Origin of the sequence: Mesorhizobium sp. M0051, assembly GCF_040323235.1 — a bacterium.
GTDB lineage: Bacteria > Pseudomonadota > Alphaproteobacteria > Rhizobiales > Rhizobiaceae > Mesorhizobium.
Window position 1 is genome coordinate 1 of the sequence record NZ_JAMYUT010000063.1, and the last position, 13341, is coordinate 13341.

The following is a 13341-nucleotide window of genomic DNA, read 5'->3' on the forward strand; positions in this document are numbered from 1 at the left end:
CGCTAAATAATCACACCCCCCATTATTTCCCGGCCCCGCGTCTCTGTCGCGCGGTCACTTGTTGTGGTGTAGCCCCACCTCCTTCGTTGGGGGGGGGGTCGGCGCCGGCGCAGAGAGGTTGGTCACCGCGCTTCTTGCTCTGTTGTTGTTTGTCGTTCCAGGCTCCGCCGAGCCTCAGCCGATAGCGATTGGCTATCTCGGCCAGACGCGCAGTCCGCCCATGCCGCTTGGGCCGCTGGACCATTTCGCCGCCGATGATGGGGTGCAAGGCGCCCGTCTCGGCATCGCCGATGACGATAGCACGGGCCGCTTTCTGGGACAGCGCTTCCGGCTGGTGGAGCGATCGCTGAAACCCGGCGAGCCGCCGCAGGACGCGATACGACAGTTTGCTGGCGAGGGGATCACCTTTGTCGTTGCCGATCTCGACGCGGGGCCGCTGACGCAAGCGCTTGCGGCCACGGGCGCCGAGCGGATGCTCCTGTTCAACAGCCGCGCCAGCGATGACTCATTGCGTCAGGAGGCATGCAGGAAAAACCTGCTGCACACTATTCCAAGCCGCGCCATGCTGGCCGATGGGCTGGCGCAATATCTCGCCTGGAAGGGCTGGCGGCACTGGTTCCTGCTTGTCGGTCCGCATCCGGAAGACCAGGCCATGGCTGCCGCCTTCCGGCGCGCAGCGGCGCGTTTCGGCGCGGAAATCTCCGTCGACCAAGCGTGGATCTTCCGACCAGCAAACGGCCGAGCCGACACAGGGCATGTCACCCTGCAAACGGAAATACCGGCCGCAACCCAGGTCGCCGACTACGACGTTCTCGTCGTCGCCGACGAGGCCGACGAGTTCGGCGCCTATCTCGAGGGCCGCACAGCATTGCCTCGGCCCGTCGTGGGCACGCAAGGGCTGGTGGCGACCGGCTGGAGCGCCGTTAATCAGGAGTGGGGTGCGACGCAACTGCAGGAGCGGTTCAGGCGACAGGCCGGACGCTGGATGATGTCGAGCGATTACGCCGCCTGGCTCGCAGTGCGGAGCGTCGGGGAGGCCGCGACGCGGCTGAACAGCGTCGATCCGGCAGCGATCAGTGTCTACATCCGAGGCAGTGAGTTTCTTCTCGCCGGGTTCAAGGGGCAGGGACTCAGCTTCCGTGCCTGGGACGGCCAGATGCGCCAGCCCATACTCATCGCTGGATCGCGGTTGCTGGTTTCCAGCTCGCCTCAGCCTGGCTTCCTGCACCAACGCACGCCGCTTGATACTCTGGGCATCGACCTGGAGGAGAGCACATGCAAGTCCTAATCGTGATTGTGGTCCCGCTGCTGTTGTCCGCTTTGGCCGGACCTGCCGCCGCCGAAACCATCTATGTCTCAAACGAGCAGGACAACACAGTGGCCGTCATCGATGGTGCAACCATGACGCTGTCGGCGACGATCGATGTCGGGCGCCGGCCACGCGGACTGGCACTCTCGGCCGACAAGAAGATACTTTTTGTCGCTGAAGGTGACGACAACCGCATCGATGTCGTGGACCTCGCCAAGCGGCAAATTGTCGGCCAACTGCCCACAGGCGCCGATCCGGAATTCTTCGTGGTTCATCCCGACGGCAAGCGGCTGTTCGTCGCCAATGAGAACGACAACCTCGTATCCGTGGTCGACATCGCGGCCGCCCAGGTGATCGGTACGGTCGATGTCGGCGTCGAGCCAGAGGGCATGGCAGTCAGTCCCGACGGCCGTTACGTCGCCTGCACCTCGGAGACGTCAAGCATGGTGCACCTCATCGACGCGGGCAGCCTCGAACTGGTTGACAATCTGCTGGTCGACACACGGCCGCGGGCAGCCGCTTTCTCTCCGGACGGGAAGCGCTTGTGGGTGTCTTCCGAAATTCGCGGCACGGTAACGGTGTTCGACACCCTAACGCGTGCACAGACCGGCAAGGTCCAGTTTGAGGTGCAAGGCATTCGCCGTGAAGGCGTCCAAGCCGTAGGCATCGAGATGTCCCGCAACGGCGGCACTGCCTATGTCGCGCTTGGGCCAGCAAACCGCGTCGCCGAAGTCGATACCGGGACGCTGGCGGTGCGTCGGCTCTATCTTGTGGGCCAGCGACCTTGGCATGTCGCACTGTCGGACGATCAAAAACATCTGATCAGTGCCAACGGCAATTCCGGCGACATTTCCTTCATCGACCTGGAAAACGACGAAGTGCTCAAGTCACTGCCCGTCGGGCGCGGCCCGTGGGGCGTCGTGGTTGGGCCATGAACGCTTTGTCGCTCGACAGTGTCAGTCACAGCTTCAAGCAGCGGCGAGTTCTGGACGCCGTCTCCTTTTCGGTTGCGCAGGGTAGGGTCTGCATCCTGCTCGGCCGCAACGGAGCCGGCAAGACAACGTTGTTCTCGCTCGTCACAGGTCTCTATCATGCCCGCTTCGGATCGGTGCAGGTATTCGGTCACGCGATGCGCACCGATCCTGCGGCCGCACTGGCCGCGATGGGAGTCGTATTCCAGCAGCAGACCCTCGATCTCGATCTCACGACCGCGGAGAATCTGCGCTATCACGCTGCCTTGCATGGGCTTGCCGCCGAAGTAGCGGAAGCCCGGATGCGCGAGGAGCTCGGCCGTCTCGCGGTTCTCGACAGGCTTCATGATCCCGTCCGATCTTTGTCTGGCGGCCAGCGGCGGCGCGTCGAAATCGCCCGTGCTTTGATGCACCGCCCGCGCATTCTCCTGCTCGACGAACCAACCACGGGGCTCGATGTTCCGGGCCGTCAGGCACTCGCTCACCATTTGCATGGGCTATGCCGCGAGCGCGGCATAGCCGCGCTTTGGGCCACACATTTCCTGGAAGAGGTGACGCCTGAGGACGATGTCGTCGTGCTCCATGCTGGCCGCGTGCAATGGGCGGGCGGCGCCGACCGCATCGAGGCCGAGCTTGGCGTCGCCAGCATGACCGATGCCTTCGCGAAGCTCACGGCTGCGGCATGAAAAGGCGCCACGCGCTGCGAGCGCTCAACGGCATCTTCCATAGGGAGCTGCTACGTACCCTTCGGCAGCGCGGCCGATTGGTTTCGGCGATTGTCCGGCCGCTGGTCTGGCTTGCCATTTTCGCCGCCGGGTTCCGGTCCGTGCTTGGCTTGTCGACAACGCCGCCTTATCAGACCTATGTCCTCTACGAAGTTTATGTCGTGCCCGGGCTCGCCGCGATGATGCTTCTGTTTCACGCCATGGCAAGTTCGCTGGCGATGGTCTACGACCGCGAGATGGGCAGCATGCGCCTGTTGCTGACCGCGCCGTTACCGCGTTGGTATCTGCTCGGTGCCCGGCTGCTTGCCAGCGTCGTGGTCGGCCTGCCGCTTGTCTATCTGTTCCTGGTTGTCGCGCGCTACTGGGATGTGCGTCCGCCGATGCTCGGTTATCTCGCCGTGTTGCCAGCGCTTGTCCTTTCGGGGCTCATGCTGGGGGCTTTCGGCCTGCTTGTGTCGTCACTCTCCACGCAGATGGAAAATTTCGCCGGTGTGATGAACTTTGTCATTTTTCCCATGTTCTTCGCCTCGACGGCGCTTTATCCGCTTTGGCGGCTCGCCGAGGCCGGCCCGGTGCTTGCGACCGTGGCAATGCTCAATCCGTTCAGCCACGCGGTCGAACTGATCCGCTTCGCGCTTTATCTGCGCTTCACCCCGATCTCCTTCCTGGTCGTGCTGGCCTGCCTTTTGGTGTTTTTCCTCGCGGCAGTTGTCGGCTATGATCCAGGACGCGGCCTGTGGTCCCGGCGCGGCGATCAATGACCTTCATTTAAGCGCGTAGAGATAGGCGGCCACGTCCCGCGCCTCCTGTTCGGAAATGCCGGTCGAGGGCATTGCCGTGCGCGGGTTGACGTCTCTTGCCGCGCGAATCCACCGGATCATGTTTTCCGGATTGTTGGACAGGATGCCGCCGATATAGACGCGAGCGGCCAGACTGGCGTCCAGGCGCGGCCCGACCAGGCCTTGCGCGCCGGGCACACCGCTGATCGTGTGGCAACCGGCGCAACCGTTCGCCGACATGATCGGTACAGCCCGCGTGGCGATGCCACCGGTCGCTTCGTTCGCCTCGTGTTCGGCCCTCTCGGTACGTTGCTGCTGCCACCAGGCAAACGATGCCAGTATCACTGGCAATATAAGGAACATTGCCGCAACACAGATCCGGTTGGTCTTTCCCGATTGCTCGTGCCCACCCCCATCGGCGCCTTCCGTCCGTGAACCGGGCGATGCCACCGTCAAGCCGAGCATGGCTCCGGCCGCAGCCGCGCCGACCGTCAGCAGCATCATTCTAACCGGCGTTAAGGGCATGGGATGCCTCCCGGCCGGCTCTTTGCCCGCTTGAACGAATCCACAGTCCTGCCAGCAGCAACGCCGCACCGCCATAGACCAGCCCGGCCGGCACCCACATTATAAGCCCCGCGAGTTGCTGGTCTTCGAGCGGGCTGAGGCCCCAAATCTCAGCGCCGGTAGCGTTTGCAGGGTACCAGAGCCGCGGCGATACCAGGAGCAGAACACCGAGCAGCCCTGTGTGCAGGGAGGTTAAAAAGAGATGCATGACCGCGCTGCCATAGGCCTGTTCTCGGCCGTGCCGCGGCAGCAGCGCCCACCAGAACAACAATCCGGTACCGAGAAAGCTTGCATGCTGGGCATAGTGAAAAAAGCCGCGCTCGAGCGCCGCGTGGAACAGCGCTGGAACGTGCCACAGCCAAATGGCCACGCCGTGGAGCAGAGTGGCGGCTAGGGGGCGGCTTATCGCTGCCCAGGCCGCCTGAACCACACTTGCATGCCCGGCATGGCCAAATGGCCGTCGCAGCGATACCGGCAGCGCCCACATCATTGCCGCCGCCGGTAAAGAAGCGACCAGCAATGGCGCCGCAACGGCCATCAGCAATTCATGTTCGATCATATGCGCGGTGAACACGCGCTCGCCCAAGGCGTGGATCGGGCTGACCAGCGCTGCCGCCAGCGCGATCCACCCAGCTGCGAACAACAGCGCCTGGCGCACTCGCAAAAAGCGGCCGCGGTCGCTCCGCCGCCAGAGTCGCAGCGCTCCGCCCGCATAGATCAGCGCGACTGCCGCAAGCGGCAAAGTGATGGGCAGCGCCAGCGTCCATCCCGCCTCTTGCGAACCGGGGCCGCAGGAGATCGAAGTGGAGAAGAAGGCGTCGAAGCTCATCGCACGCACCAGTCGAGGATGAGCGCGGCGCTGCCTTGCATTATGATCACCAAGGCAAACAGCAGTGCGGACAACATGCCAAGGTTGGCAACGAACTGTTCTGTCCCTCGCGTGCGTTCTGGTTTGAACGCGGCACCGCCCAGCCGCTTTGCCCGCCATGACAAAGCACCGCCGAGCAGAGAAAACAGCGCCAGCGCCAAAGCGATGGGCAGCACGATCGGCACCTGGCGATTGCATTGCCAATGCACAAGCGAATAATTCAGTTGCGTCGATACCGCCCAGGCCAGTGGCCCTGAAAGAAGTCCGCCCCAAGAAGTGCCCAACACAACCGCACGCATCTCAGCCGAGCCTCGGGGTCCAGTAGATCAGGAGATAGATCGGGATCCAGCTGGCGACCACGAAATCCCAATAGAAGACATTATCGCCAACATCGCCGAAGCGACGGCCGCTGTTGCCGTGACGCGTGAACATCAGCACCGTCAGCACAATGGTGTCGCCAACGTCGGTGATCAGATGCGTCGTGTGCAGCCCAAGCAGCACCCACAGCATCGAACCGTAGGCGTTGGTGTCCCAGTAGATGTTCAACGCCGGAAACTCGAACCAGCGTACGACGAGCGGCGCAATCCCGAGCAGCGACATGACAACGAGGCCGATCCGCACAGGCATGATCGCGCATTGCTCAGCATAGCGGTTGAGCATGTGGTTTGGCACCAAGCTGACAATCAACAGCAGCGTCACGATGGTTCCGGGCCAATGGTTCGGCCGCGGCGCGCCGAGTGGCCATTGCGGCCACGACAGCGCCAGGTAGAGATAGGCACCTGCGGCGAGCGCGAAGCCGGTGCCTTCCAGTGCCATGAAGCCGAGCGTGCCCCACCATGTGGGGCTGCGCGGACCAATTCCATAGGTGGGCAGGGCGGAAAGATCGGCGGCGGGACGCTGTTTCATTCCTCGTCCTCCGGATCGCCTTTTGGCCAGAACCAGCCGATCAGCGTGATAGCAATCGGCAAGGCGCCCCAGACCACGGCCCAGGGCGTAAAGATCGAATAAAGGAAGGTCGCGCCCACAGCGATGGCCGCAAACAGCGGCCAGATCGATGGCGTGGCCGATTTCTCGCGAATGTCGGGACGCGCTTCGGCTACCGTCGAGATGACAAGTTCGCGCGCGTCGACGCGGAGGCCTGTCGCGACCGGCAAGGCCTCACGTTCGGCCCACAGCGGCTCGGCGTGGGTGACGACGGGGATGCGGGCGAAGTTGTAGCTCGGTGGCGGCGAGGTCGTCGCCCATTCCAGCGTGCCGGCATCCCAGGGATTGTTGCCCGCCGGTGCGCCTCGCAAGGCGCCGTGCAGCATGTTGAACGTGAACAGGACGAAGCTCAGGAAGAACACCGCCGCGCCGGCTGTGATGAACAGGTTGATGTTTCCCCAGCCAAGCTCGGCCGGATAGGTATAGACCCGTCGCGGCATGCCCCAGAGACCGACAAGATGCATGGGGAAGAACGCCGCATTGAAGCCAATGAACGCCATCCAAAAATGCCAGCGCCCAAGCCGCTCGCTCATCATGCGGCCGGTGAGCTTGGGCAACCAGAAATAGGCGGCGCCAAGCAGCGGAAAAACCGATCCGCCGATCAGCACATAATGGAAATGCGCGACCACGAAATAGGTGTCGTGGACCTGCAGGTCCAAAGGCACGGATGCTACCATCACGCCGGTGAGACCGCCGATGACAAACGTAAAAACGAAGCCGAACACGAACAGCAGCGGCGTCCGGATCACCGGCCGGCCGTCCGACAAGGTCGCCAGCCAGCAGAATATCTGCAGCCCGTTGGGAATGGCGATCAGCATGCTCGACGCGGTGAAGAAGCTGGCGCCGAGCTTCGGCAGGCCGGTCGCGAACATGTGGTGGACCCATAGGCCAAACGACAGAAAGCCGACTGCGATCAGCGACAGCACAAGTCCTAGATGCCCGAAGACCGGGCGTCTGGCGAAGGCGGAGATGATCGACGACACCATTCCTGTCGCCGGCAGGAAGATGATGTAAACCTCTGGATGGCCGAAGAACCAGAAAAGATGCTGGAACAACAAGGCATCGCCGCCCTCGGCCGGGTTGAAGATGTGGGTACCGACGAGCCTGTCGAGGATCAGGAATGTCGAGGTGATCATCACCGCCGGCATGGCGAAGACGACGACGAAGGACGTGACCAGCATCGCCCACACGTAGAGCGGGATCTTGTCGAGCGACATGCCTGGCGCCCGCTGCTTGAACACGGTGACGATGGTCGCGACGGCGACGGCCAGGGACGACACTTCGGTGTAGGTGATCATCTGCGCCCACACATCTGCGCGCTTGCCGGGTCCGAATTCGGGGCCCGACAACGGCACATAGGCGAACCAGCCGACGTCCGGCGCCATGCTGAGCGCGAACGACGCCCAGGCAAAAATCCCGCCCGAGACGTAGATCCAATAGCTGAACGCATTCAGGCGAGGGAAGGCGATGTTGCGCGTGCCGACCATCAGCGGCACCAGATATATGCCAGTAGCCTGCACGATTGGTACGGCAAACAGGAACATCATGGTCACGCCGTGCATGGTGAACAGCTGGTTGTAGAGATCCGGCCCGATCAGGCCGCGTTGCGGTCCCGACAGCTGGATGCGCATGGCGACTGCATTGAGCCCGCCCAGGCACAGGAAGACGAAAGCGGTCACGAGATAGCGCCGCGCGACGACCTTGTGGTCGACGCTCGACAGCGCGCCGATGATGCCCGGCTTCGTTCGCCAGGTCCGTTCGAGCCAGCGATGCAGGGTGGCATCGTCCAGACCGGTATCGCGCGGGCCGTCGCGTTCTGGGGCAAGGTCGCCCTTGGGGGTTGCTTGCGGCACCAGGTCGCGTTCGCTGGTCAGATCGGAGCTGCTCATTTGAGCCCCTCCAGATAGGCGACAATCGCATTGAGTTCGTCGCCATTGAGATCGACCACCGGCATGTGGGCGCCCGGCTTGATGCCTTGCGGGTCGGCGATCCAAGCGGCAAGATTGCCGCGGCTCATCGTCAGCGTTCCGGCGGCGAGTGTTTGCCGGCTCGCGATGTGCGTGAGATCGGGCGCAACCGTGCCGCCGGCAACCGTGCCGCCAATTTTGTGACACATCACGCAGGCACGATTGAGGAACAATTCCGCCCCGGCGCTGGCCTCAGCACTTACCGGTGCAGCGGCGGACCGAAGCTGGTCATTCAACCAGGCATCGAAGACCGGCCGCGGCTCGGCGATGATCAACGTGCTCATATTGGCGTGCTGCTGACCGCAGAACTCGGCGCATTGGCCGCGATAGACGCCCGGCTTGTCGGCCATGAGATCAAGGACATTCTCATGGCCGGGGATGAGGTCGAGCTTGCCGGCGAGGCTCGGCACCCAGAAGGAGTGGATCACATCGGTCGAGGTCACGATGATCCGTACCGGCTCGCCGGAGGGGATATGGATCTCATTGGCCGTCGTAAGGATGCGGCTCGGCTGGGCGTTTTCGTAGCGTACCTCCCACCACCATTGGTGTCCGGTAACCCGGATCGTCAGCTCCGCGTCCGAGCCGATGGCGGCGAGCGTCCTGTTGGCGAAGAAGCTTAACAGAGTGAGCCCGACGAGGATCACGGTCGTCGCGCCAAGCGCGGCCCAGACCGCCCGCGCCTTGCGGTGCTCGGCGCCTGGATCGAGCACGAGCGGGTCGGAGCGCGTGCGCGATCGCATCGCAAGTGGCGCTGCCAAGGCGATCATCACCAGGAGCCAGATCAGCGAGCAGAGCCCGGTGAAGAACCAGATGAGCCAAGCCAATTCGGAGGCGGCGGGGCCCTTCGGGTCGAGTGCCGATTGCCAGCCGGAGCATCCCTGGAGAAGCAACACGCAGGTCGTGCCGAACGCCGCAAACACGGGCCGTCTCACGGCGACTTCCCCAAAGTCGCGGCATCCGGCAGGCGGTTCTCGGACGGATGCACCATCATATCATCGTTGCGCGAAGGCGCGGCGGAGGAGGGCGCGTTGCCGCCCAGCGAGCGGACGAAGGCGGCAAGCTCCCAAATCTGGTCGTCGGGAACCTTGTCGCGGAATGTTGGCATGCCGTTCGGCCGCCCGTCTCGGATGGTGGCGTGGATGCTCTCGATCGAACTGCCATAAATCCATTTCTGGTCCATCAGGGCCGGTCCCATGCCGCCGCCGCCATTGGCATGGCAGCCGGTGCAGTTGAACCAGCTGAAGAGGCGCTTGCCCTCGCTAAGGTGAAAGGCGTTGGCCTCGAAAGCGGCAGCCTTGTTGTCACTTAGAGAGGGCCGCTCACCGCCAGGCTCCAACGTGGTGACGGGGGCCGGCTGCTCGCCGGAGCCGAGCGCGGATTGCGGACGTGTGTCGCGCTCTTCCCGTTGGCATGCCGCAAGCGCCAGCGTAGCGGACAGGAGCACGACGAGCCCCCGTTTCATCGCACCGGACTCCCGCCTGCGTCCAGACGAGGCACTCCAAACTGAGTCAGAATGGAATCGATCTCAGCCTTGTGCTTAGCAAGTGCGGCATCGAGTTCGTCACGCAACGCGGCGTCCTCACGCCGGACGCCCATCGAAATATCGTAAATCATCGGCAGCATCGGCCCGTCTATGCGGGGGGTCACTGGCGTGAGCTTAAGCAACACCTTCTGCTTCGCGGCGAAGTAGCCGGCGAGCGGCCCCCAGACGACGGCGAGGTCAACCTCGCCATTGGCCACCGCTTCGACGATGCGCGCCGGAGGGTTTGGCGCTGAATAGTCGCCATAGACGGGGTATCCGATCAGATGGCCGACAATACCACGGCGGCCAAGCGCTTGGACCGGAGGCGAGTTGGCGCCGTCATCGCCAATGAGTTGCACACCAATGCGCAGCTCACGCAGGCGCGGATCGTCGAAGGACGTGATATCGGGGCCATCCTTGCGCATCACGAATACATAGGAGGAACGGTAGTAGGGTGTGGTGGTGCGCAGCATTTCGAGGTTGGCGGGAGTGCCCGGGACGAGGTCGCAAAGCCCGGCCTTCAGCGTATTGCGGACAAAGCCGCGGCGCTGCGCCCACCAAACGTAGGAAAGCTTGGCGCCAAGCTCGCCAGCCACGATTTCCGCTATCTTATTCTCGAAACCTTGGCCGCTGGCGTTCGAGAAGGGCATGTTGTTGGGGTCGGCACATACCCTCAACTCGCGCGCATGAGCGACTACGGCGGCGGAAAACAAGACGAGCGCACCGATCGCGGCGGCAATGTGCCGGACGGCTTTTCGCCCAACGGGCCTGTCGAAGTCGTCAGGGCAGGCGGAATACATAGAGCGTTCCTCCTGGCGTCGTCACGTCCTTCAAATCCTTCATGGCGTTTGCGAAGCCGAGCGCGGCTGTGGCGTCGCGTGGATCGAGGTCGCCCGACACGATCGCACCGGCCCAACCGCCGACGCCCGACAGGATCGCCACATATTGACGCCCGTCGGGACCGCGGTAGGTGATCGGCTGGCCGATGATGCCGGACGACGTCTTGAACTTCCAAAGCATTTCCCCTGTCCTGGCGCTGACCGCCTTGAACCAGCCTTCCATCGTGCCGTAGAAGACGACATCGCCGGCGGTGACCACCGCACCGCTCCATACTGGAAAGTTCTCCTTCAAGTTCCATACAGGCTTGGCGGTGGCAACATCCCAGGCAGTGAATGCACCCCGATTGCCGCCTGGCCCTGGGATCATACGGACGTTCATGCCGACATAGGGCGTGCCGGCGATGTAGTTCACCTCGACGCCCTCTTCATCCATGCAAAGGTTGTTGTGGGGGATGTAGAGCAGGCCTGTCCTCGGCGAGAATGCTGACGGTTGCCAATCCTTAAGGCCGGCCGCGGTCGGACAGATGTCGCGCACGACCTTGCCAGTGCCGGTCTTCTTGTCGGGATTTACGACGAGTCGGCCGGTCTTCAGATCCACGCCCTTGCTGGAGTTAACTGGGCCGAAAGGCTGAGCCGACAGGACTTCGCCGGTGGTGCGATCCAGCACATAGACGTAGCCATTGCGCTCCGGCCGCACCAGCACCTTGCGCGGCTGGCCCTGCCAGTTCATGTCCAGAAGAACCTGCTCGTTGATACCATCGTAGTCGTGCAGATCGTGCGGCGTCCACTGATAGAACCATTTCGCCGCCCCGGTGTCCGGGTCGCGGGCGAAGATGCCGGCCGTCCATTTGTTGTCGCCGGGCCGCAGGTCGGGGTTCCAGGGGCCGGGATTGCCGGTGCCGTGGAAGAACAGGTTTAGGTCGGGATCGTATGAGATCCAGCCCCACATATTGCCGCCGCCGATCTTCCATGCTTCCGGCGGCCATGTCGTCACGCCAAGGTCCTTGCCCTTGTCCGTGTCGTAATGCGGCTTGAAATCCGGGCCGATCAGCACGTCCTTGTCGGGGCCGGTGCTGTAGGCCGTCCAGACGACATGTCCGTCGGCTGCGTCGAGCGCCTTGACCCAGCCGCGCACGCCCATCTCGCCGCCGGAATTGCCGACCAGCACTTTGCCCTTTACCACCAGCGGCGCCATGGTGATCGTTTCGCCAATGTTGATGTTACCGATCTGCGTATTCCAGATCGGCTTGCCGCTGCCGGCGTCCAGTGCGATCGTGTGGCCATCGAGCGTGTTGAAGAAAATGCGCCCGTCGGCGAAGGCTGCTCCCCGGTTGACGACATCGCAGCAGGCGACGCCCTGCGCCGCCGGTTCCGGATTGGGCTCGTATTTCCATTTCATGGGTGCGCTTGGCTTGGACAGGTCGAGCGCGTAGACGATGTTGGGAAACGGGGTCACGATATACATCGTGTTGCCGACAACGAGCGGCGCGGCCTCCTGGCCCTTGTTTACGCCGGTCGAGAAGGTGAAAGCCACCTGCAGGTTCTTGACATTGCTTTCGGAAATCTCCGCCAGATCGCTGTAGCGGGTCGAGGCATAATTCTTTGCCGGCATCGTCCACTGGCCGTCATCGGGCGGAGCGGCTGCAGGCGGCGGCCTTATCGCGGTATCAGCCGCGGGTTGGGCAGCCGCGCCTGCCAACAAAGCGAGGCTTGCGAGCATCACCAAACCAAGACTGAATCTGGAACCGCGTTCTGTTGCCCGCATCGCTCTCCCCGCTTTAGCGGTTTTGCCCCGCATCGACGCAAGCTGCGTCATTTGTGTAGCGAACCGCCGACGCCGGCACCAAGCTCTGCGGCGACGTCGGCTTCGGTTCCCGCGCATAATGGATGACCCCAGCCCGAAGCGCTCTTTCCACCGGGATCGAGATCGTAGATGATGGCGTCCTTGCGGTTTGGATTGACACCGGCCGGTACTTTGTCCAGCGCAAGGGCCGCGCGCACGCGCCAGGCGACATTGTGGTCGGCACAGGAGGAATCGCCGCTGACGCCCAGTCCGCCGACGATGCCCTTCCCATCATACAGCGCCAGGCCGCCACCAAACACGACAACCCCGCCGATGGGCTTTCCCATCAGCGGGTCACCGGCGCTGCCGAACGTCGACGGGTCGCCTGTATAGGCGATCGCCTGGTTGACCGGATTGGTGGCCTGCAGCCCAAACAGCGGACCGCCCGGTTGGACCGGCGCATAAAGATTTGCCGTCGACAATGCCATCTGGGGAAGGCTGAGCCCGTTGGCCGTGCTGGCCTTTTCGGCTGCGATCAGCCGGCTGCCGGGCCATTGCGCGTCGGCGGTGGGGCCGCTGAAAGCGATGGCGCAGACCGTTCCGTCACGTGCCACAACTGCGGCCCATTCATTGGTATCGAAGCCGCCATTGCCGGGCCCGCCGCTGGCCTTGACGCTCGCCTTAAGGGCCGTCAGCAGCTTGTCGTGGTCGGCGAGGCAGGGTGCTTGCGCCGAGGCCGTTTGCCCCGCGTCGCCTATCGCCAGCAGGAACAGACTTAAGGCCAGTGACAGGGTTGGACGACAATCCATTGTCTCTAACGTTAGTTGAACACTCTCTAACGCTTGAGACGGGCGGAAGTGCCATTGGGGCGAAAAAATGTTGTTCTTCGCGCGCTTGCGGGCACCGTCCGGAGGACGACAGCGGCCCCACCTACCGTTCGTGCAGCAATGGTTGGAACAGAAGAGGCATTCGCCAGTTTGCTGGCATGCAGTCGGTGTTCGAACAAATTGCGCGGTCGCTGAAAAAGCGG

General features: G+C 63.2%; 14 protein-coding genes. 4 read left to right on the forward strand and 10 right to left on the reverse strand.

The genetic code is table 11. The features are described from left to right. The first annotated feature begins 118 nt into the window (after positions 1 to 118). Genes NKJ90_RS32585 through NKJ90_RS32600 form a run of 4 tightly spaced genes read left to right on the forward strand, consistent with a single transcriptional unit; the run spans position 119 to position 3766 of the window. Positions 119 to 1288 carry a lanthanide ABC transporter ABC transporter substrate-binding protein PedA1 gene (locus NKJ90_RS32585; protein ID WP_031259911.1) on the forward strand — a complete coding sequence of 390 codons (1170 nt, stop codon included), beginning with the start codon at positions 119 to 121 and terminating at the stop codon, positions 1286 to 1288. Beyond that, complete coding sequence (locus NKJ90_RS32590) at positions 1276 to 2244, forward strand: PQQ-dependent catabolism-associated beta-propeller protein (RefSeq protein WP_352487707.1); 969 nt, start codon at positions 1276 to 1278, stop codon at positions 2242 to 2244. The genes NKJ90_RS32585 and NKJ90_RS32590 overlap by 13 nt, the downstream gene beginning before the upstream one ends. After that, the gene (locus NKJ90_RS32595) at positions 2241 to 2966 is read left to right on the forward strand and encodes a lanthanide ABC transporter ATP-binding protein PedB/LutE (RefSeq protein ID WP_352487708.1); all 726 of its coding nucleotides are present in this window, start codon (positions 2241 to 2243) and stop codon (positions 2964 to 2966) included. The genes NKJ90_RS32590 and NKJ90_RS32595 overlap by 4 nt, the downstream gene beginning before the upstream one ends. After that, positions 2963 to 3766, forward strand: a complete 804-nt coding sequence (locus tag NKJ90_RS32600) for a lanthanide ABC transporter permease protein PedC (RefSeq protein WP_352487709.1) — start codon at positions 2963 to 2965, stop codon at positions 3764 to 3766. Before NKJ90_RS32595 ends, NKJ90_RS32600 begins: the two co-directional genes overlap by 4 nt. Positions 3767 to 3769: 3 nt before the next feature. Here the strand turns inward: NKJ90_RS32600 and NKJ90_RS32605 are convergent, their stop codons facing one another. Genes NKJ90_RS32605 through NKJ90_RS32650 form a run of 10 tightly spaced genes read right to left on the reverse strand, consistent with a single transcriptional unit; the run spans position 3770 to position 13120 of the window. Beyond that, positions 3770 to 4285, reverse strand: coding sequence for a c-type cytochrome (locus NKJ90_RS32605; RefSeq protein WP_245266520.1), 516 nt, complete (start codon positions 4283 to 4285; stop codon positions 3770 to 3772). A gap of 4 nt (positions 4286 to 4289) precedes the next feature. Continuing rightward, positions 4290 to 5177 carry a cytochrome c oxidase assembly protein gene (locus tag NKJ90_RS32610; RefSeq protein ID WP_352487710.1) on the reverse strand — a complete coding sequence of 296 codons (888 nt, stop codon included), beginning with the start codon at positions 5175 to 5177 and terminating at the stop codon, positions 4290 to 4292. Continuing rightward, positions 5174 to 5515 (reverse strand): hypothetical protein, encoded by a 342-nt coding sequence (locus tag NKJ90_RS32615; protein ID WP_023758480.1) that lies wholly within the window; start codon positions 5513 to 5515, stop codon positions 5174 to 5176. The genes NKJ90_RS32610 and NKJ90_RS32615 overlap by 4 nt, the downstream gene beginning before the upstream one ends. Position 5516: 1 nt before the next feature. Further along, positions 5517 to 6122, reverse strand: a complete 606-nt coding sequence (locus NKJ90_RS32620) for a cytochrome c oxidase subunit 3 (RefSeq protein WP_023758481.1) — start codon at positions 6120 to 6122, stop codon at positions 5517 to 5519. Beyond that, positions 6119 to 8089, reverse strand: coding sequence for a cytochrome c oxidase subunit I (gene ctaD / locus NKJ90_RS32625; RefSeq protein ID WP_023758482.1), 1971 nt, complete (start codon positions 8087 to 8089; stop codon positions 6119 to 6121). Before ctaD ends, NKJ90_RS32620 begins: the two co-directional genes overlap by 4 nt. After that, positions 8086 to 9099: a cytochrome c oxidase subunit II gene (coxB, locus tag NKJ90_RS32630; protein WP_352487711.1), complete on the reverse strand. Its 1014-nt coding sequence runs from the start codon at positions 9097 to 9099 to the stop codon at positions 8086 to 8088. The genes ctaD and coxB overlap by 4 nt, the downstream gene beginning before the upstream one ends. Further along, on the reverse strand, positions 9096 to 9629 hold the full coding sequence (locus NKJ90_RS32635; RefSeq protein ID WP_352487712.1) for a c-type cytochrome: 534 nt from the start codon (positions 9627 to 9629) through the stop codon (positions 9096 to 9098). Before NKJ90_RS32635 ends, coxB begins: the two co-directional genes overlap by 4 nt. Next, a complete protein-coding gene (locus NKJ90_RS32640; RefSeq protein ID WP_023758485.1) occupies positions 9626 to 10489 on the reverse strand; it encodes a substrate-binding domain-containing protein in 864 nt (287 codons plus the stop codon). Before NKJ90_RS32640 ends, NKJ90_RS32635 begins: the two co-directional genes overlap by 4 nt. Then, entirely contained in the window at positions 10470 to 12293 is a 1824-nt protein-coding gene (locus NKJ90_RS32645) for a methanol/ethanol family PQQ-dependent dehydrogenase (protein WP_023758486.1), read from the reverse strand. The genes NKJ90_RS32640 and NKJ90_RS32645 overlap by 20 nt, the downstream gene beginning before the upstream one ends. Positions 12294 to 12340: 47 nt before the next feature. Continuing rightward, positions 12341 to 13120 (reverse strand): heme-binding protein, encoded by a 780-nt coding sequence (locus tag NKJ90_RS32650; protein WP_502904962.1) that lies wholly within the window; start codon positions 13118 to 13120, stop codon positions 12341 to 12343. Positions 13121 to 13341: the final 221 nt, after the last annotated feature.